This window comes from Lysinibacillus sp. FSL P4-0201 (genome assembly GCF_038593425.1).
Taxonomy (GTDB): domain Bacteria; phylum Bacillota; class Bacilli; order Bacillales_A; family Planococcaceae; genus Lysinibacillus; species Lysinibacillus capsici.
The window spans coordinates 3,007,262-3,027,916 of sequence record NZ_CP151995.1 but is presented as its reverse complement, the minus strand read 5'-3'; the positions used below and the strand labels follow the sequence as shown (position 1 = coordinate 3,027,916).

Annotated in this window: 19 protein-coding genes and 1 other annotated feature; of the genes, 14 read left to right on the top strand and 5 right to left on the bottom strand. The window is 38.2% G+C overall.

The window, feature by feature from the left end:
- Positions 1 to 446: 446 nt before the first annotated feature.
- Positions 447 to 2,534 carry a methyl-accepting chemotaxis protein gene (locus MKY76_RS15230; protein WP_342556816.1) on the top strand — a complete coding sequence of 696 codons (2,088 nt, stop codon included), beginning with the start codon at positions 447 to 449 and terminating at the stop codon, positions 2,532 to 2,534.
- 60 nt (positions 2,535 to 2,594) lie between these two features.
- Here MKY76_RS15230 and MKY76_RS15225 read toward each other — a convergent pair whose 3' ends face one another.
- The 4 genes from MKY76_RS15225 to MKY76_RS15210 all read right to left on the bottom strand — a co-directional run bounded on the left by MKY76_RS15225 (position 2,595) and on the right by MKY76_RS15210 (position 5,307).
- Positions 2,595 to 3,167, bottom strand: a complete 573-nt coding sequence (locus MKY76_RS15225; protein ID WP_048392241.1) for a nucleotidase — start codon at positions 3,165 to 3,167, stop codon at positions 2,595 to 2,597.
- Between the two features lie 12 nt (positions 3,168 to 3,179).
- Entirely contained in the window at positions 3,180 to 4,295 is a 1,116-nt protein-coding gene (gene ispG / locus MKY76_RS15220) for a flavodoxin-dependent (E)-4-hydroxy-3-methylbut-2-enyl-diphosphate synthase (RefSeq protein ID WP_004230987.1), read from the bottom strand.
- A 96-nt stretch (positions 4,296 to 4,391) separates the two neighbouring features.
- The gene (locus MKY76_RS15215; protein ID WP_004230996.1) at positions 4,392 to 4,736 is read right to left on the bottom strand and encodes a hypothetical protein; all 345 of its coding nucleotides are present in this window, start codon (positions 4,734 to 4,736) and stop codon (positions 4,392 to 4,394) included.
- Positions 4,737 to 4,788: 52 nt separating this feature from the next.
- Positions 4,789 to 5,307 (bottom strand): DUF1189 family protein, encoded by a 519-nt coding sequence (locus MKY76_RS15210; protein ID WP_103118434.1) that lies wholly within the window; start codon positions 5,305 to 5,307, stop codon positions 4,789 to 4,791.
- 194 nt (positions 5,308 to 5,501) lie between these two features.
- Here MKY76_RS15210 and MKY76_RS15205 point away from each other — a divergent pair, with 194 nt between their 5' ends.
- From MKY76_RS15205 to MKY76_RS15190, 4 genes are all read left to right on the top strand, one after another.
- Positions 5,502 to 7,133, top strand: coding sequence for a Na/Pi cotransporter family protein (locus tag MKY76_RS15205; RefSeq protein ID WP_342556815.1), 1,632 nt, complete (start codon positions 5,502 to 5,504; stop codon positions 7,131 to 7,133).
- 62 nt (positions 7,134 to 7,195) lie between these two features.
- Positions 7,196 to 7,675 carry a DUF456 domain-containing protein gene (locus tag MKY76_RS15200; RefSeq protein ID WP_342556814.1) on the top strand — a complete coding sequence of 160 codons (480 nt, stop codon included), beginning with the start codon at positions 7,196 to 7,198 and terminating at the stop codon, positions 7,673 to 7,675.
- A 175-nt stretch (positions 7,676 to 7,850) separates the two neighbouring features.
- Positions 7,851 to 8,456, top strand: coding sequence for a superoxide dismutase (locus MKY76_RS15195; protein ID WP_016995356.1), 606 nt, complete (start codon positions 7,851 to 7,853; stop codon positions 8,454 to 8,456).
- A gap of 280 nt (positions 8,457 to 8,736) precedes the next feature.
- Positions 8,737 to 10,941 carry a penicillin-binding protein 2 gene (locus tag MKY76_RS15190; RefSeq protein ID WP_048392244.1) on the top strand — a complete coding sequence of 735 codons (2,205 nt, stop codon included), beginning with the start codon at positions 8,737 to 8,739 and terminating at the stop codon, positions 10,939 to 10,941.
- Between the two features lie 340 nt (positions 10,942 to 11,281).
- Here the strand turns inward: MKY76_RS15190 and MKY76_RS15185 are convergent, their stop codons facing one another.
- On the bottom strand, positions 11,282 to 11,473 hold the full coding sequence (locus MKY76_RS15185; RefSeq protein WP_066036425.1) for a hypothetical protein: 192 nt from the start codon (positions 11,471 to 11,473) through the stop codon (positions 11,282 to 11,284).
- Positions 11,474 to 11,716: 243 nt separating this feature from the next.
- On the opposite strand from MKY76_RS15185, the gene MKY76_RS15180 reads away from it, so the two are divergent.
- The 9 genes from MKY76_RS15180 (at position 11,717) to MKY76_RS15140 (ending at position 20,643) form a co-directional block, all read left to right on the top strand.
- Positions 11,717 to 12,691 carry a PstS family phosphate ABC transporter substrate-binding protein gene (locus MKY76_RS15180; RefSeq protein WP_004231003.1) on the top strand — a complete coding sequence of 325 codons (975 nt, stop codon included), beginning with the start codon at positions 11,717 to 11,719 and terminating at the stop codon, positions 12,689 to 12,691.
- Positions 12,692 to 12,755: 64 nt separating this feature from the next.
- Positions 12,756 to 13,703 carry a phosphate ABC transporter permease subunit PstC gene (pstC, locus tag MKY76_RS15175; protein ID WP_048392245.1) on the top strand — a complete coding sequence of 316 codons (948 nt, stop codon included), beginning with the start codon at positions 12,756 to 12,758 and terminating at the stop codon, positions 13,701 to 13,703.
- 1 nt (position 13,704) lies between these two features.
- The gene (pstA, locus tag MKY76_RS15170) at positions 13,705 to 14,583 is read left to right on the top strand and encodes a phosphate ABC transporter permease PstA (RefSeq protein ID WP_048392246.1); all 879 of its coding nucleotides are present in this window, start codon (positions 13,705 to 13,707) and stop codon (positions 14,581 to 14,583) included.
- Between the two features lie 12 nt (positions 14,584 to 14,595).
- Positions 14,596 to 15,429, top strand: coding sequence for a phosphate ABC transporter ATP-binding protein PstB (gene pstB, locus MKY76_RS15165; RefSeq protein WP_048392247.1), 834 nt, complete (start codon positions 14,596 to 14,598; stop codon positions 15,427 to 15,429).
- A gap of 13 nt (positions 15,430 to 15,442) precedes the next feature.
- Positions 15,443 to 16,102 (top strand): phosphate signaling complex protein PhoU, encoded by a 660-nt coding sequence (gene phoU, locus MKY76_RS15160; RefSeq protein ID WP_048392248.1) that lies wholly within the window; start codon positions 15,443 to 15,445, stop codon positions 16,100 to 16,102.
- 177 nt (positions 16,103 to 16,279) lie between these two features.
- Positions 16,280 to 17,152 carry a hypothetical protein gene (locus MKY76_RS15155; protein WP_048392249.1) on the top strand — a complete coding sequence of 291 codons (873 nt, stop codon included), beginning with the start codon at positions 16,280 to 16,282 and terminating at the stop codon, positions 17,150 to 17,152.
- A gap of 77 nt (positions 17,153 to 17,229) precedes the next feature.
- A complete protein-coding gene (locus tag MKY76_RS15150; RefSeq protein ID WP_048392250.1) occupies positions 17,230 to 18,300 on the top strand; it encodes a mechanosensitive ion channel domain-containing protein in 1,071 nt (356 codons plus the stop codon).
- Positions 18,301 to 18,339: 39 nt separating this feature from the next.
- Positions 18,340 to 18,550, top strand: a binding site (T-box leader).
- Positions 18,551 to 18,688: 138 nt separating this feature from the next.
- On the top strand, positions 18,689 to 20,074 hold the full coding sequence (trpE, locus tag MKY76_RS15145; RefSeq protein WP_103118432.1) for an anthranilate synthase component I: 1,386 nt from the start codon (positions 18,689 to 18,691) through the stop codon (positions 20,072 to 20,074).
- Positions 20,071 to 20,643, top strand: a complete 573-nt coding sequence (locus MKY76_RS15140) for an aminodeoxychorismate/anthranilate synthase component II (RefSeq protein ID WP_342556813.1) — start codon at positions 20,071 to 20,073, stop codon at positions 20,641 to 20,643. The genes trpE and MKY76_RS15140 overlap by 4 nt, the downstream gene beginning before the upstream one ends.
- Positions 20,644 to 20,655 lie beyond the last annotated feature (12 nt).

The window sequence follows — 20,655 nt, the reverse complement described above, 5'->3', positions numbered from 1 at the left end:
CAAAATTTAATAAACAAGCACTTGATGTCATCTTACAACATATCGTTGTTACTGTGGCGCAAATTGACGAAGTGACAACTGCCTCTCTTTTAATTTAAAAGGAAACGGTAGAGGTAGTGTGGGCAGTGGAAAAATATGACGGCTGTCAGCCAGCAATCCTCAGCAGAAACAGGGGAGCTATTAGCAACGATGGAGCAGCAAAATCCCGCGGTTCAAAAAATATGGCAGAAAGCTTATCAGGTATGACGAACTCCTTACAACAAACACTAGCAAAATTCCATTTTTAGTAGAGAACTAAGGCTTCGTGTCATCTTCTGTACAACGGGATGACATACGGCTAAATTGTATGTTAATTACCATTAAAAATATTTTTCTGAATATTTAGTTATTTATTGACGCATAAATGCTATTATTTATTTAGTTGCTATAGGCAGGAGCTGGTACATATGAAATTACTACATAAAATATTACTGACAACGTTATCTACAATGATGATTGTGTTCATCATTATTTTAAGTGTCAATATTGTAAAAACTAATTCATTAGCAGTGGAGGATGCACGACAGCTTGCTCAATCGCGGGCGTCCGAAAGTGCATATAAAATGCAAATGGAACTTGATTATGCCATGGATACAGCAAGGACAGTAGCCTCTAATCTCCAAGCAATGGTAGCCAATCATAAAGGAGATCGTGATTTAGCAAACGAGATGCTCAAACAACTACTCGAACACAATGACACCTTTCTAGGGGTTTGGACGATTTGGGAGCCAAATGCCTTTGATGGACAAGATGCTCATTTTGCCAATTTGAAAGGGCATGATGCATCAGGTCGTTTCCTTCCATATTGGGCACGCAGCAACAATGGTGTGACGCTTGCTCCTCTAGAAGACTATGAAACTAGTGATTATTATGTATTACCTAAAACGTTGAAACAAGAGGTTATTTTAGAGCCGTTAACTTACCCAGTTGACGGTCAGGATGTATTGATGACTTCCACAGCTATACCTATTCAAATAGATGGAAAAGTCGTTGGTCTTGTTGGAATTGATATAAGCTTAGAGACATTGGTTGCCATTAATAATGAAATTGTACTCTATGATACAGGGTATAGTGCCATTGTGTCTCATAAGGGGACATTTGTTTCCCACCCATCTCCTGATTATGTCAATAGACCAGTGACTGAAATGGAAAAATATAAAAATACGGATAAAATTTTGTCTGCTGTTGAACAGGGCAAACCCCATCTAGTAGAGGATTATTCATCCTATTTACAGAAAGCTTCCTTTATTGCTGTCTCACCTATCCAAATTGGTCAAACGTCGACACCGTGGGCATTGCAGGTAATTATTCCATCTGATGAGGTAATGGCAGCCGCAAGTGAGGCAATGTGGTTATCAATACTACTAGCTATTATTGGTATTATTGTATTAGTTGGTGCCATTACTTGGATAGCTCAACGGATCGTCAAACCAGTGGTTCAGACAGTGGAACAGGTCAAAACCATTGCTGGTGGAAATTTAGCAGTGGAGCCGTTACAGGTTCGTTCGAAGGATGAAATTGGCGAGCTTGCACATGCAATGAATCATATGACAGACAATATGCGCGAGCTGTTACAAGCGGCTACGCATATTTCCAATCAGGTGAATGTATACAGCGGAGAATTACGTGCTTCTACCAATGATATGAGCATCAGTATCGAACAGGTGCTAACAACAACAAGTGAATTGGCGACAGGTGCTACCGTACAAGCCGAACAGGCGTCTACCACATTAGGCGTTACACAAGAGGTTGAGCATAAATTGCAAGCAATTCAAATGGCAATTGAAGAAATGCTTCAGGATTCTCAGCTTACAACAGCGTCTTCTAAACAAGGTTTAATTCATGCAGAGCAGTCTATTCAAGGGATGGAAGTGATGTCTGAAAAAGTGTCACTGACAGCTATGGTCGTCCATCAGCTCAGCGACCAATCAACAGAAATTAATCGTATTTTACAAGTCATTAATGCTATTGCAGGTCAAACAAATTTATTAGCATTAAATGCGGCGATAGAAGCTGCTCGTGCAGGTGAGCATGGCAAGGGCTTTTCGATTGTGGCAGAGGAAGTACGAAAGCTTGCAGAAGAATCAGCCAAATCAACAAGCCAAATCGCCTCCATTATTGATATGGTTGTGAGGGAAGCAGCAAAGGCTAGTGATGCTATGCAAAGTGTTGTCTTAGCTGTGGAAAACAATACGCAATATATTGATGCCAATAAGCAGGCACTTGATGCGATTTTACGCCATATTGTCGATACAGTAGCGCAAATCGATAATGTGACAGCTGCCTCCAGTGTCATTCAAAGGGAGACACTGGAGGTTGTACGTGCAGTGGAAAATATGACAGCTGTTAGCCAGCAATCCTCAGCAGGAACAGAGGAGTTATTGGCAACGATGGAACAGCAGAATTTAGCGGTTCATGACATCAATAGCAAAGCCCAACAATTAACAGCTATGACGGACTCTTTACAGGCAGCATTAGCTAAATTTCAATATTAAAATAAAAGAGCTGTAGGCAAGGTGAAATTTTCATCCAACCTTGCCTACAGCTCTTAATACTTATTTGAAAAATTGTGTAATAAATTGATTTGCTTCCTGCCAGTTATAAACCCTTACAACATTATTAGGAACGGCAAGACGATTATAAGGTGTATCAAATAACACAACAGGTATTTTTAACTCCTCTGCCAGCATCACCGCATTATCATGCTTATCCTCAAAGAAAGCTTCTACACGATGCTTTTTTGCAGCGGCTAGTTTATCATGGCTGCCGAGAAGCTCGATATGGTCGTAAGGTATAGCTTGCGATTTAAACCAATTGACAGTGATGTCTGCTACATTTTCACCACGTGCAGAAATATAATACAGCTCAAAATTATTTTTCCAAGCGCTTAGAATATTTTTTGCATCTTTTGCCACCTCAGAGACTTCGTACATATAAGGTTCATTTTCCTTAAACCAAGTATTAAAGGCACTTCGGTCAATAGGGTGTGGGAAGGCAGATAAAAAATCATATTCACAAACATCATCTAGCGTAATATTTACATTGTACTGTTTATTAATATGTGGAATGAGTGTACTTGGACATGTCACAGTCCCATCAATATCAATACCAAAGCGGGGCTTTTTCATGCTAGCACCTCCTTAGGCATTCGCTTTTTGAGCTTCTTCCGCTGCACGTTTTTCTTCCATTTCTGCTGCTAATTTATCAATTTCTTTCTTCAGTTCTTCCACCATTGTTTCTTCTGGCACTTTTCGGACTGTTTTCCCCTTCATGAATAACAAGCCTTCACCACGGGCACCAGCAATACCGATATCTGCCTCACGCGCTTCTCCAGGACCGTTTACCGCACAGCCTAGAACAGCTACTTTTAACGGTACATTTAATTTTGAAATATATTCTTCTACTTCATTTGCAATAGAAATTAAATCAATTTCAATGCGTCCGCATGTTGGGCAAGAAATCAAAGTTGCCATATTAGAAGCGAGGCCAAAGGATTTTAATAGTTCCCGTGCTACTTTAACCTCTTCTACAGGGTCAGCGGAAAGGGAGATACGTAATGTGTTTCCTATACCTTTTGATAGGATGGCTCCAAGACCTGCTGCTGATTTTACAGTACCAGCAAATAATGTTCCTGATTCTGTAATCCCTAAATGTAGCGGATAATTAAAGGCTTTAGACGCCTTTTCATAGGCTTCAATGGCAAGGTTAACGTCAGATGCCTTCATTGATACAATAATATCGTGGAAGTCCAAGTCTTCCAAAATTTTAATATGGTGTAGAGCAGATTCTACCATACCATCAGCTGTAGGATAACCGTATTTTTCTAAAATATGACGCTCTAATGAACCGGCATTTACACCAATACGAATTGGTATACCTTTTGCTTTGGCTGCATTAACAACAGCTTCCACTTTTTCTTTACGACCAATATTACCTGGATTAATACGTACTTTATCAATACCATTTTCAATGGCTTTTAATGCTAATCTATAATCAAAATGAATATCAGCTACTAATGGAATATGAATACGTTTTTTGATTTCGGCAATCGCGTCCGCTGCACGTTCATCTGGTACAGCAACACGAACAACTTGACAGCCTGCTTCCTCAAGACGAAGAATTTCTGCAACTGTTGCTTCTACATCATGTGTTTTGGTTGTACACATACTTTGAATGAATAATTCATTACTACCACCAATTGTTAAGTTACCGACACGCACAGGACGTGTATTTGAACGGTGACAAATTTCACTCATTAACTTTCTCTCCTTTTCGGGCCACTATTTTCAGCCGTCACTGTCATTTATTTTAGCAGTGTAAGAAAATAAGGACAAGGAAGAAACGCTAACTTTTCATTTTCCGCATTTGTTTTCAAGCTCAAATGAGAGAGGAAGCTTGATATTTTCACCTGGAACTAGTGCTTGTAATTGTAAGTGTGGGTTTAAGTTGTAAAAAAGTTGTAAGCGTTCTGGAAAGGTCATGGGAACTTTAGCAGGGTGTAGAGCAAATAAACTATGAATGGTATCTCCTTCAATCGTTTGTACAGTAATATAATTTGGCTCACGCTGTTGTTCACAAAGTCCGTTTTCTGAGCTCTTTGTGGATAAAGCCGCAAGTGGGATGGACCCTTCTGTTAAATCTACTTTGACGACAAAGGCAATTACGATGATGATAGTTGTTAAGATGAATGCTCGCAAAAAATCCCCTCCTTTTCTACACTATATTGAGAAGAGAGGGGATTCATGCACATTATTTTATATTTGGTTGTTTTGGATATTTTGTAAAGGCCACAATTAATAGAGAAATGGTTAAAAATAAAGATAGTACAGTGATAACAGAACTGCTAACGGGCAGATAGTCTGCTAACATCGAAAGTAACGTAGCCCAAGTGATCGCAAAGGTAGTTGTTCTCCAGATATGGCGATACTCACCCCGACGCTTCATCGCTTTCAAGATAAATAAACCTGCTAAAGCATAAAGGGCAATTTGTGCAAAAATAAGCATTGTTGTCACGACGAAAAGCATTAGGAAGGTGAATGGATATAAGAGCCATTTAATGCCCTCTATGTAATCTGTTAAACCAGTTAAACTATCCATATCGAATGTATCAACGGACATACCTGCTGCAAAACGACCTAAAGAGAATACGGACACAATGGTAATCAGTAGAAAAGTATATTGAATAACCTTTCCAATAGGTAATAAACGATAGGCTGCTAGTTTTTTAGGATGTATAAGACTATCAATAAAAAGCTGTGAGTGTTTCATGCTATATCTCCTCCAATCGATATTTTAACATGTTCAATGAGGACAAGATATGAAAGAAGTATAAATGAGGAGGGTCTTGGTGATAAAATGTTAACATTATGTAAAGAAGTTAAAGGATTTCTTTACTTTTTGTTTGGAATCATTTAATGATTAGAACGAGGGTAGTAGAGATGTAGGAATTGGAGCGAAAACAATTGACAATAGATTGGCAAAGCATTCTCTTTCAGTTTTTAGGCGGGCTAGGGGTCTTTTTATTTTCCATTAAATTCATGGGGGATGGGCTTCAAAAATCAGCGGATGATCGGTTACGTGAATGGTTAAATCGCTTTACCACAAACCCTATTATGGGTGTCCTGGTAGGTATATTTGTAACAATTTGCATACAATCAAGTTCTGCCACAACAGTCATCACTGTAGGGTTAGTGAGTGCTGGTTTTTTAACACTGCGTCAAGCAATCGGCGTCATCATGGGGGCAAATATTGGTACAACTATTACTGCATTTATTATTGGTATTAATATTGGACTCTATTTTTACCCTTTATTGGCAATTGGAGCAGCCTGTTTATTTTTCTTAAAGAAAGCAACGTATCAACATATTGGGCAGATTCTATTTGGCTTTGGCGGTTTATTTTTAGGGCTAGAGTTGATGAGTGCTAGTATGCAGGCGTTACACCAGCTTGCAGATTTTGCATCGTTAACGCTTCATTTAAGCAATCAACCGATATTAGGCATATTTTTAGGAACCATTTTCACATTACTTGTGCAAAGCTCTACCGCAACGGTGGGGGTATTGCAAGGTTTATATGCAGAACAATTAATTGGTTTAAATAGTGCCTTACCGATATTGTTTGGGGAAAATATTGGCACGACCATTACAGCTGTTTTAGCTTCTCTTGGTGCTTCTATTTACGCTAAGCGTGCAGCAGCGGCTCATGTATTATTTAATGTGATTGGAACGATTATTTTCATGTTATTGTTCACACCGTTTATGCAATATGTACAATGGATCAGTGGCGTATTTCATTTAGAGCCTCGCATGCAGATTGCCATTGCTCATGGCTCATTCAATGTCTTTAATATGATGATCCAACTACCATTTATTGCTGGACTCGCAGCCTTAGTTACAAAGCTATTGCCGGGACATGATGGCCATATCAATGTAACAACTAAGCATTTAGATCCTTCATTCATTGATTCCTCTCCTGCTATTGCGCTAGGTCAAGCTAAAGAAGAGGTATTACGAATGGGTGAACATGCATTGCGTGGGTTAGAAGAAACGTTTTTATATATGAAATCTGGAGAGGTAGAGCATATTCCGACGGTGCTACAGCTAGAAGTCGGGCTAAATCATCTAGACAATGAAATTACTGATTATTTAGTAATGGTGTCTAAGCAGCCTCTTTCCCGTGCAGACTCTGTAAGACATCATACTTTATTGACAAATGTAAGGGATTTTGAACGAATTGGGGATCATTTTGAAAATATATTAGAGCTTTTACAGTACAAGGATCACCACGAGGTAAGCTTAAGTAAATCAGCGCGACAGGACTTAATAGGTATGTTTAGTTTAGCCATAGAGGCAGTGCGCAAAAGTATAGAAGCATTAGATACCGCTAGCTTAAGTTTAGCTCAAGAAGTAACAGAGCTAGAAAGCCTGATTGATGATATGGAAGATAAACTACGTCAAAAGCATATTGCCCGATTAAACACAAATGAGTGTAGTGGGGCTGCAGGAATTGTTTATATGGATATCGTTAGCAACCTAGAGCGTATAGGAGACCATGCAGTAAATATTGCAGATTCTATTTTAGGCATTCGTCATTAATGAAACTTTTCACTTTGTTATTTCGTATGAAAGGCAATGCACGTTAAAAGGAGAGAATCTTTATGGAAGTTGTTGGCTGGATCTTAGTGATTGCCTGCTTTATTATTTCATTTATTGGTTTAGTATATCCAATTATTCCTGGAGTACTGTTTTTAGTCGGTGGGTTTTTGCTCTATGGCTTATTTTTCTCATTCGCAGAGCTAAGCTGGTGGTTTTGGATCATTGAAATACTATTTGTCGTGTTGTTATTTGGGGCAGATACTGTGGCAAATGCGTTTGGTATCAAAAAGTTTGGTGGTTCCAATGCTGGCATGTGGGGGAGCACCATTGGGTTATTAATTGGTCCATTTGTGATCCCTGTGGCAGGGATTTTAATTGGACCATTTTTAGGGGCTGTGATTGCGGAACTAATCGTTGAGAAACGTACATTTAGTGAGGCAGTGAAAAGTGGTGTAGGTTCTTTAATTGGCTTTTTGACATCTACTATTGTCAAGGCTGTTATTCAAATTGTTATGATTATTGTATTTTTTATCGCCATTTAATGCCTTTCTTTTAAGGTTTAGTGTGTGAGAGAAAAGGGTAAGATAGTAAACATATCGGTATTTCGGTCAAAAGGCTGAAATCTTCAAATTGAAGTATTTTTCGTTGAATGGTTTGACCAATTTTGATAATCTAAGGATGTACTAATTATTTCTTATTTTAGGGAGGAACTTAACAATGGCTTACGAATTACCACAATTAACTTACGCTTATGACGCATTAGAACCACATATCGATGCAAAAACAATGGAAATTCACCATTCTAAACACCACAATACTTATGTAACAAACTTAAACGCAGCAGTAGAAGGTACTGAATTTGCAGAAAAAGACATTAACGACTTAATCGCAAACCTAGATGCTCTTCCAGCTGACAAACAAACTGCTGTACGCAACAACGGTGGCGGACATGCTAACCATACATTATTCTGGGAAGTAATCGCTCCAGGCGGTTCAAATACACCAGTTGGTGAAGTAGCAAAAGCAATCGATGCTAAATTCGGTTCTTTCGACGCTTTCAAAGAAGAATTTGCTAAAGCTGCTACAACTCGCTTTGGTTCAGGTTGGGCTTGGTTAATCGTTGATGGTGACTCAGTTGCTGTTACGTCTACTCCAAACCAAGACTCTCCAGTAATGGAAGGGAAAACTCCAGTTTTAGGCTTAGATGTATGGGAACATGCATACTACCTAAACTACCAAAACCGTCGTCCAGATTACATCGGTGCTTTCTGGAACGTAGTAAACTGGGATGTAGTAGAAGCTAAATTCCAAGCTGCAAAATAATAACGAATAATTGGCTGTGCCTAAAGTGAGCAATCACGGAGGCATAGCCTTTTTTTGTTGGATAAAACAGCAAATTAAGGGATAGAATCTGAAAATATCAGGATAATGAAGACGAAATATAAGGAGAGCGTGAAATAGGGCAACCTTTCTCCATAAAGTACCGTCAAATAAATGATGTTTTACATAAGAAATCGAAAGTGCGTGCTTTTCTGTCATACCTTCGAATGGTATACTAGGTATCGTGTATTGAAATGATCAGAAGATGAGGAGGGGAATACATATGCGCAAAGCACCTGGAAAAAATCGCGCGGCGAGTGTTAAAGCAAAACATCATTCTAACTTAACATTTCGTATGAATATCCTTTTCTTTGCAATATTTATCGTATTTTCAATGTTAATTTTTAGACTTGGCTATATGCAAATCGTCAAAGGGGAAGATTATGTACGTATTTTAGAGCGTACAGAAGAAGTTCCTGTCAACACAAGTGTACCAAGGGGACGCATGTATGATCGTTACGGTCGTATTTTAGTGGATAATCACCCGGAAAATGCCATTACGTATACGAAAATGCAAACGACCACAACAGAGGAGATGCTTGATATCGCGAAAAAGCTGGCACAGTTAATTGAACAGCCAACAAAGCGTGTCACATTGCGTGATAAACAGGATTTTTGGATATTACAAAATCACGATGCTGCCTATGAAAAAGTCACAGAGGCAGAAAAAACAAAAATTAATGCACAAGAAAATATTACAACAAGTCAAATTAATGCAGAGATTGATAAACTGGTAAGGGAACGTATCACAAACGAAGAACTTTTACAATTAACAGAGGCAGATTTAGAGGTATTAGCGATTTATCGTGAGATGGTATCTGGCTATAATCTATCTCCTCAAATTATTAAAAGTGAAAATGTATCAGCTGATGAATTTGCTCGTGTATCTGAGCGTTTAACTGAACTACCAGGTGTTAATACAACAACAGACTGGAAACGTGTCAAATTATCATCTTTATCTATTCTTGGACGTACAACGGTCCCAACAAAAGGGATACCAAAAGAGAAGCTCAATTACTATTTAGCACGTGACTACTCACGTAATGACCGTGTGGGAGAAAGTTACATTGAAGCACAATATGAAGAATTATTACAAGGTCAAAAAACAGTCGTCAAAAATATTACCAATAAAAAAGGTCAAGTAGTCGATACAGTCACAACCTATGAAGGGGAGCCAGGTAAAGACTTAATCCTTTCATTGGATAGTGAGCTGCAGGCTGAAACGGATAAGATTGTAGAAGAAGAACTGCTTAACTTAAAGGCACTTCCCGGCTCCTATTTATTAGACCGTGCCTTCCTTATTATGATGGATCCAAATACTGGCGACATTTTATCGATGGTAGGTAAGAAAATAGAAAAAAATCCCGAAACAGGGCAAAATGAAGTCATTGACTATGCATATGGATCGTTTACAACAGCTTATGAGGCAGGTTCATCTGTTAAAGCAGCAACAGTTCTCACTGGCTACAATCAGGATGTTATTTCGATGGGTACTTCAATGGGAGACGAGCCGATTATATTAGCTGGCACGGACCCGAAAACGTCTATTTTTAACAGGGCTGGATATATCCCGATGAATGACTTGTTAGCATTAGAACGTTCTTCCAACTCCTATATGTTTAAAATTGCGATGCTGCTTAATGGAACCCCTTATAGTTATGGTATGCCATTACGCTTAAAGGACGATACGTTCTCAAAAATGCGTAATAATTATGCGCAATTTGGTTTAGGTGTGAAAACAGGCATTGATTTACCAAATGAATTTAGCGGAGTGCGTGGTCCATCAGGTCCAACAATGGGTGGTAAAACACTTGACTTGGCGATTGGTCAGTATGATACGTATACACCACTTCAACTTGCACAATATATTTCAACAGTTGCCAATGGTGGCTATCGTATTCAGCCACATGTTGTGAAAGAGGTTCGAGACCCATCACAGGATGGGAAGCAATTAGGGCAGTTAGTAACAGAAGTAGGTCCAACAATTTTGAATCAAATTGATAATCCTAAAGAAGAGATCGATTATGTAAAGCAAGGGCTACGTCGTGTATATACTGGTTCACATGGTACAGCACGAGCACAATTTGCCGATACTCCATATACAGCTGCAGGGAAAACAGGGACAGCAGAGGTAGTGTATTATGGTCCGTTACGTGAGCACTACGGCACAAATACGATTAATTTAACGCATGTTGGCTTTGCCCCATATGAAAATCCTGAAATTGCCTATGCAGTTGTGATCCCATGGGTTAATACAAATTTAGCGCCACACTACTATCAAAATAATGTCATTGCTAGACGTTCTTTAGATAAGTATTTTGAATTAAAAGCTAAATATCAAGCTGAAAAAGTAACAGATAGTAATGTGAAACAACCAATTTTACCAGCGATTACGGAAGAAAAAATTGGAGAGAATGAGCAGGAATAAAGGGTATTGGATATGCGCTAATACAAAACGGATTTGGAAAATTTATTTTCCAAATCCGTTTTATTTTTACTTTTTTATGAATTTTGAATGATGTTACGCTAATCCTTAAGTAAATATGGAATGTATAGCTTGTTTTGGCAATAATAAGGTATTGAAATACGAGCTGGGTGATTTCTATTCATTTTCAAAAATCCACTATAGCGATCGTTGACACTGTACGCAATTCATAGGCACTTGTCAAAATTGCTGATGAACTGAATCAGTTGTGAAATTTAAACTTAACTAAGTAGTGAAAGGGGCGTTTGTATAGCAAAATGCCCCTTTCAGATATTTAGTGTCTTTATGCGGATAATTGCTGAATGGCTAATTCAAATTGCTCTCTTGGTTTTACCCCATAAAGTTCTATATTGTTATAGAAATAAGAAGCTAGCATAAAATCAATCGCCTCTTGAAGTGTGTAGTCCCGATGTTCCATTACTAATGATAAATATGTTTTAAAATAATCGACATTTTGTACTTTTGTATGTTTCATGACAAAGGTCAAACTCTCCTTATCATTAAAATAAATATTTCCTGACACAATTGCTTATTATAACACCTTTCTTATAGGAAGCAAGTTTCCTCTATTGTAAATTCATCTTTACAAACGTTTACAAAGCATTACATTCCTTTACATCTCTTTTACGAACCGTTTATACGACTTCAACAATCAGTCATTATAGTAAAGATTGTAAGACAAATAACTATAAAACAGTTCATGACGGAGGCAAATGAGATGAAAAAGTGGAAGTACTTAACGATGACAGCGGTAATGGGTTCTGCATTAATGCTAGGTGCATGTGGTAGCGATTCTGCACAAAACGGAAACAATACAGAAACGAACGCACCAGCAAGCTCAGGACAAGAAGCTGCTGATGAAAAGCTACAAGGGTCTGTAGCTGGAGATGGCTCATCAACAGTAGCACCAATCATTGAGGCAGTTGTTGAAGAGTATGCAGGTACACAACCAGATGTCAAAGTATCAGTGGGGGTTTCTGGTACTGGTGGTGGTTTTGAAAAATTCATCGCAGGTGAAACAGACTTTTCAAATGCATCTCGTAATATAAAAGATGAAGAGAAAGCGAAATTAGAAGAAGCGGGCATTGATTTTACAGAGCTAGCTTTAGCATATGACGGTTTATCAGTAGTCGTGAACCCAGAAAATGATTGGGCGAAGGACTTAACGGTAGAACAACTACAAAAAATTTGGATTGAAGATGGGACAGAGAAAAAGTGGTCTGATATTGATCCATCTTGGCCAGATGAAAAAATCGTTTACTATTCACCAGGTACTGATTCAGGCACATACGACTACTTTGATGAAGTGATTTTAGATGGAGCAGATCTAGTAAGCTCAGCAACATTATCAGAGGATGATAATATGCTAGTGCAAGGTGTAGCTGGTGATAAAAATGCGATTGGCTTCTTCGGTTATGCTTACTACCTTGAAAATAAAGATAAATTAAACATTGTCAAAGTAAATGGCGTAGAGCCAACAAATGAAACAATTGAAGGTGGCGAATATACACCACTTTCACGTCCATTATTCACATACGTAAAAAATAGTGCAATGAAGGACAATGAAGCAGCATACGACTTCATTAAATTTACACTTGAAAACGCAGGCGATATGGCTGAAGCAGTGGGCTATGTTCGTTTACCTGAAGAAAAATATACTGAAGGCTTAAAAACTTTAGAAGGCTTAAAATAAGAAGACATGCATAGAGGGGAAGAGATGTATGCTCTTTCCCTCACTTATTTGAAAGGAGCTCCCAATGGTTTCTCAAAAGGAAGATAAGACATCATCTGTGCAGCAATTAATTGCAAATTCGCGCAACCAAAAAACAAAGAAAATAGTGGAAAAAGCCATGCCAGCTCTATTATTTTCTGCAGCTATTATTTCGATATTAACAACATTTGGCATTGTTTTCACCCTTATTTTTGAAACGTTTGAATTCTTTAAACGTGTGTCGATTACGGATTTCCTTTTCGGTACTAAATGGTTACCGTTTTCAGGTAACGAACCGTTATTTGGGATACTGCCATTAATCGCTGGTACATTAAAAGTGACACTTATTGCAGTTGTAGTAGCTGTACCATTTGGAATTGCTTCAGCTATCTATTTAAGTGAATATGCAAGTGAGAAAACACGACGTACAGTGAAACCTATTTTAGAGGTATTAGCAGGTGTGCCAACAATTGTTTATGGCTTCTTCGCTTTAACATTTGTCACACCAGTTTTACAAGAAATTGTACCTGGACTCAAACTATTTAATGCATTAAGTCCTGGTATTGTTGTAGGGATTATGATTTTACCAATGATTACATCTCTTTCAGAAGATGCTATGTCATCTGTACCAAATAGTATGCGTGAAGGAGCCTTAGCTCTAGGTGCGACGAAATTTGAAGTAGCAATCAAAGTAGTATTACCAGCTGCGCTTTCAGGGATTGTCGCTTCTGTTGTGTTAGCTATTTCCCGGGCAATTGGAGAAACAATGATTGTATCGCTTGCAGGTGGTTCAACACCGAAATTTGACCTCAATGTGACAGACTCTATTCAAACAATGACTGCATACATTGTACAGGTTTCAACTGGTGATGCAGGTTATGGTACAACCATTTATTACTCAATTTATTCAGTAGGATTTACACTATTTATTTTTACTCTAGTAATGAATTTACTTGCTCACTATATTTCGAAACGCTTCAGGGAGGTTTACTAGCATGCGCTATATGGATGACACAGTCGTCATGAAACGAATGACAAAGCGTATTACAGCAAATAAAGTTTGGAAAACTCTCTTTTTCTTAGCTACTACGTTTGCACTTGTTGCTTTAGCTATTTTACTGTACCGCATTGTGACACAGGGGATTGATTACTTAAATATCGATTTCTTGACGAATTTTGCATCACGATTTGCGGATAAGGCAGGTATCAAAGCTGCTTTAATCGGTTCGCTTTGGTTAATGGCAGTTGTAGCACCAGTATCGATTATTTTAGGAGTTGGTACTGCGATTTATTTAGAGGAGTATGCCAAGAAAAATAAAATAAATGACTTTATTCGCATGAATATATCGAATCTAGCAGGTGTTCCTTCCATTGTTTTTGGATTACTTGGATTAACTATTTTTGTACGTATGATGGGTCTAGGAAAAAGCATTTTAGCTGCTGGCTTTACAATGAGTTTGTTAATTTTACCTGTTATCATTGTAGCGGCTCAAGAGGCTATTCGTGCAGTGCCAAACGAACAACGTGAAGCTTCATATGGCATGGGTGCAACGAAATGGCAAACGATTTTGCGTGTTGTATTGCCAGCTGCCATTCCAGGTATTTTGACAGGAAGTATTTTAGCCTTGTCTCGTGCCATTGGAGAAACAGCTCCACTAGTTGTAATTGGAATTCCAGTTATCCTCCAGTTTTTACCGAATGGTTTACTGAGTCAATTTACAGCATTACCAATGCAAATCTATGATTGGGCAAAACGACCACAAGAAGCCTTTCAATACGTAGCAGCCGCAGGTATTTTAGTGCTTATGACAGTGCTGCTACTAATGAATTCGATTGCCATCTATATCCGAAATAAATTCCAAAAACGTTATTAATGAGGTGACCTTATGGTATTAGATTTTAAAGAGGAAAAAACAATTGTCAAACGGAACCAGGCAACGACTAAGCCTATAGCAGATGTGGCGAAAAATATTGTCTATGATACACGCAATTTAAACTTATGGTATGGTGATCATCATGGTTTAAAAGATGTTAATTTAAGCATCTATGAAAATGAAGTAACGGCTATTATTGGACCATCTGGCTGTGGGAAATCTACGTATCTAAAAACATTAAACCGCATGGTTGAACTTGTACCAATCGTACGTACATCAGGAGAAATTTTATATCGTGAGCGAAATATTTTAGATAAAAACTATACGGTAGAGGAATTAAGAACACGTGTAGGTATGGTATTCCAAAAGCCAAACCCGTTTCCAAAATCTATTTATGATAACATTGCCTATGGACCAAGAATTCATGGCATTAAAAATAAAAAAATTCTCGATGAAATTGTGGAGAAATCATTAAGAGGGGCAGCCATTTGGGACGAGGTAAAAGACCGTTTGAATCAAAATGCTTACGGATTATCAGGTGGTCAGCAACAACGTATTTGTATTGCACGTTGCTTAGCGATTGAGCCTGATGTCATCTTAATGGATGAGCCAACATCTGCCTTAGATCCGATTTCTACGTTGAAAGTGGAAGAGCTGGTTCAAGAACTGAAAAAGGATTATTCCATTGTCATCGTGACACATAATATGCAGCAAGCGGCACGTATTTCTGATCGTACAGCATTCTTCCTAAGTGGAGAGGTTGTCGAATACGATAAAACGGATGTTATTTTCCAAACACCAGCAGATCAACGTACAGAAGACTATATTTCGGGACGTTTCGGCTAAGGAGGAGCAATGAATGATCGTACGTGAACGTTTTGAACAAGAGTTAAAAGAGGTACAGGGACAATTTCTTGCAATTGCTAATAGCAGTATCCTTGCATTAAAAACAGCTTTTGAAGCATTGGTAGAGCAGGATTTAGAAAAGTCTTTGAAAATTTTGGAGGACGATTTAATCATTAATCGCCTTGAAGAAGAAATTAATGACCATGTGATCCTAATGATTGCCAAGCAACAACCAGTAGCAACAGATTTACGCCGTCTCATGGTTCTCGTAAAGGCAGCTTCAGATATGGAAAGAGTAGGGGACTATGCGGTTAATATAGCTAAAGAAGCAATTCGAATTGGTAAGGAGCCAATGATATTCCCAATAACAAATCTCCAAACCATGTGCAATAAAACAGTAGAAATGCTAGAGAGCATCATGAAGGCCTTTACTGAGGAAGATACGGTACGCGCTAAAGAGATTGCAGAGTTAGATGATTACGTGGACGATTTATACGGGGCAACGATCACCCTTTTACTCCGTGCTGGGGTAGAAAACCCCTCCCATATTTCACAGATTACACACCTAACATTTATTTGCCGCTATTTAGAGCGTTCTGCTGATCATGCTACAAATATTGCTGAACATCTATTTTACTTAGTAAAAGGCAAACATTATGAATTAAATAATTAAGAAAGAAGAGCTGCGTTTTAGCTCTTTTTTTCATTTGTAGAAAAAAATCTCCTGTGGCAGCAACATTGTCTTTGGCTGTAACGTCTTTATAGCAAGCGTTTTTGTATTGTCAAAAATTTTTTTTGGTTATACTATAGACATTATCCAAAAAATGTGGTGCTTAGGAGGTGCTGCTACATGAAAGATGCGATTGAATCCCTCATCAAGCAATTTGACAAGCAGTTGACAATAGAACAACTTGACTATTTACGTTTTCTCTATGAAAACCTACATATAGAGGAGTTAAGTGAAGGGGAACAACATTATTTTATCGATTATTTTTTCAAGAGTGAGCCATTACGAAATATGGCAGCATTTGCTCTGGAATTGACGGATATCATGCATGAAATCCAAGAGAATATTCCTGCTATTGAGAAGGCAGAACGCTTAGCAAATGGCAAAGAGCAACGCCAGTATTATGAACGAAAATGGTCAGAGCTTAGACGTCAAAAGCTTAAGCAACAGACAACGAAAAGCGGCAATATTTACTATGTACCCTTTCATGATTATCAACAAGACCCTGGCCCGATGATTATTTGTTTAGAACAAACGACAGGAATGGCCGCTTATTCTGAGATTTGTAAAAGTATGATTTTAGCGTTATTTATGAGTGCACATCGAGAAGGCCGTGATTTATACATTGTACCGTATGATCGGCAAATTCATGTCCACTACCGCTTTGAAAATGGTCATTTAAATTTAGCTGATTTTAAAAGTTTTATCGAATATAAGGCAAAGGGAGAGGCAGCCATTTTACCTGTTTTACAATTTGTGAAAGCATTGCTACAGGAAAATCAATTAGGTACAGAAGCAGATGTCATTATTTTTACAGAAGGAGCACCTATTGATGGGCAGCATCTCGTTGGCAAGCAAGCAAAAATGATGCTAAAGGAAATGAAGCAAAAATATCATGCTGAATTTTCGGTAATTGCCATGCATGAACATAACTTTAATAAACAGCAATTTTGGTTTGCTAGTAAGGCTTTTTTTGCAGATGATGCCATACAATAACAAGAACGGGGCTAACCATTACTGAAGGTCGGCTCCTTTTTGCTGGCGATACATAGGTAGTTATAAAGGAGAAATACATGGATTCATTACATTGGTTATTACCTAAATTTACAGTCCCAACCTGGCTAGATGGCTTAATTGCTGTCATTATTTGTTTAGTCGGGTGGCTTATTCAACGATTCATCATCAAAAAAATTATTCATCGTGTTGTGCTATTTTTAAAAGATCGTCAGCGCAATTTCCAAGCAAATGTACTGGCTCAATTTAGTAAAGCAATTGGCTATGCCTTTATGACGACGGTCATTGTGCTAAGCTTATCTTATTTAATAAAAGTCCCTTTATTTACACATCCATCAACAAAGAATTTTGTATTGTCTATTATGGTGTTTTTTGCTTTTAAAGGGATTTACGATGTTTTGAATTTTTATACGAAACAACCATTTGAATTAACAAGCGAAGAGGATCAGAATGTTTTACTACCGTTTTTTCTACGAATCGGTAAAGTACTTATCATGATTTTTGCTATGTTTACGATTGCTTCCTTTTGGGATTTTAATCTGAATGGCTTTTTAACTGGAATCGGCTTAACGGGTGTGGCGATTGCCTTTGGGATTCGCGATACACTAGCGCATGTATTTGGTGGCATGTCCGTAGCTTTAGATAATCCATTCCAAATAGGAGATTGGATTGCGACAGAGGATCAAAAAATTGAAGGAACGATTGAGGATATCAATTTAAGAAGTACGTTAATTCAAACAGGAGACAAAGGACTTGTGTATGTGCCGAACTCCTATTTAGTGAATCGCCCACTTTATAATTTATCTAAACGAGAAAAACGGAAATGTGAGCAATTTTTATATATCGCTGCTGCTAATAATGAGGAAGACATACGTAGCGCTTTAACGGCCATTCATAAGGAAATTTATTTACATGCTAAAACAGAGAAAGACATGATTCATGTATTTATAGATGAATTTCATCATGATTCGTATCGCGTGCTTGTTCGATTCTTTGTTGCCACAAATGATACCGCTGTTATGCTGGAAGTGCGGCAGGATATTTTATTTGCCATTCGTCAAATAATGGAGGAGCTATCGATTACATTAGCTAGCCATCCTGAAGAAGAAAGTCTGCGAAATAAAAAATAAATTGAATTGTAAGATAGTTTGCTTTACAATATTACCAAGAAATCAGCTTTGATGAAGAGTAGTAGCTAGTACAATTTGTTATAGAGAGCTAGTGGTTGGTGAAAACTAGTACAAATGTTTAGTGAATGGACTTCGGAGCTCTAATCCTGAAAAAAGTACGGATTAGCGGATGCCTACGTTACAAGGCTTAGAGAGGGTTTTCCTATCAGGAGACCAATGAAGGTGGCACCACGGCTTTTCCGTCCTTTTGTGATGGAAAGGCCTTTTTATATTTTTTTCTTTAGACGGCAAATGTTTTAGCTGAAAGAAGAGAAAGCCTTTAGCAGATTTCTGCTGCTAAAGATAGATGAGGTGTAGATGAGCAGAGCTTAGAGAAGGAGAGAAGAGTATGACAGTTGAGCTTAGAAAGTATGCTATGAAAGTATTACATGGGGATATGATGACCCCGATCTCTGTGTATCAATCACTGAAAGGGCAGCATAAAATGTTGTTCGAATCCTCAGCGAAACATGAGGAAAGTGGGCGATATTCCTTTATCGCCATCAATCCAGTGGCTGAACTAAAAGGAAACAATGAAGAATTCGTGTTTTCAAAAGGAGCAGAAAATGACAAGGCTAGGGGCAATGTGCTTGATCGATTAAAAGAACTAATACCCTTTCATAAAGAAAGCTATCCTTTTGCTTTCTTTGGAGGAGCTATAGGTTTCTTTGGCTATGAAACAGCATTTTACACAGAAAAAATAGGTGACTATTTACAGGATGATTTAGCTATGCCTGATGTTCATGTTTTTTTCTATGATACATTTATTGTTTTTGATCATCTAACACAAGAAATTACACTAGCTTCGATTGATCTATTTCAGGATGGGCGTTCATTAGAGGAGATGGAAGCTGCTATTACAAGGATGGAGCAACAGCTTTGTGCAGGTACGACCTTTGAGGTATTAAAGGTGGATGAGCTACAGTTTAAGCCTATGATTTCAAAGGAACGATTTGTTGCTTTGGTGGAACGTGCTAAGCAGCATATTTTGAGAGGTGATATTTTCCAAATTGTGTTATCGCAACGTTTTTCTGCGCCGTTTACAGGTTCGCCGTTCTCGCTCTATCGTCAATTGCGCACGTCTAACCCATCACCCTATATGTTTTATATGGATTATGGTGACTATATTATTTTAGGAACATCTCCTGAAAGTCTTGTAAAAGTAAAAAATCGAAAAGTGACAACCAATCCAATAGCAGGTACAAAGCCGCGTGGCACGACAATAGAACAGGATGAAGCCATCGCAAATGCGCTATTAGTGGATAGCAAGGAAATAGCTGAACACCGTATGTTAGTGGATTTAGGTCGCAATGATCTTGGACGTATTGCAAAAGTGGGTTCTGTCAAGCTAACCAAATACATGAAAATTGAGCGCTATAAATATGTGATGCATATGGTATCTGAGGTTATTGCCGAATTGCGAGATGACCTCCATGTACTGGATGTACTTCGTGCTTGTTTACCTGCTGGTACAGTGTCAGGGGCACCAAAAATTCGGGCCATGCAATTGATTAATGAATTAGAACCAGTAAAGCGTGGGGTGTATGCAGGAGCAGTAGGCTATATTTCGACAACTGGTGATATGGACTTGGCCCTCGCGATTCGCACGATGCTCATTAAGGATCAAAAGGCACATGTACAGGCAGGAGCAGGTATTGTTTATGATTCGATTCCATTGTCAGAATATGAAGAAACACTGAATAAGGCACGTGCCCTATTGGAGGTAAAAAAATGATTTTAATCATAGATAACTACGATTCTTTTACCTATAATTTATTTCAGCAAATCAGTATGCTTGGAAAAAGCGTCAAGGTCGTACGGAATGATGCCATTACTATAGAAGAAATTCAAAAACTGTCGCCAGAAGCCATCATTTTATCACCAGGGCCAGGAACGCCAAATGAAGCAGGGATAACGATAGAGGTCATCAAGGAACTCTGTAAAAAATTCCCTATTTTAGGTATATGTCTTGGGCACCAATCGATAGGTCAGGCTTTTGGCGCAAATATAGTACAGGCAAAAAATATTATGCATGGAAAGCTGTCCCCATTACAATACGAGCAAACAGGTTTATTTGCCCAATTAGATGGGGATACCGAGGTTATGCGATATCATTCACTTATTATTGAAGAACAAACTTTACACAAGGATTTTAAAATACTCGCCACAGCGGGTGATGACGGAGAAATCATGGCCATTCAACATAAAGAATATCCACTTTATGGGCTGCAGTTTCATCCTGAATCAATCGGCACAAAAGAAGGTAGTATGATGATGCAAGCCTTTCTAGAAAGTATAGCGTAATAAAAAAGCTGT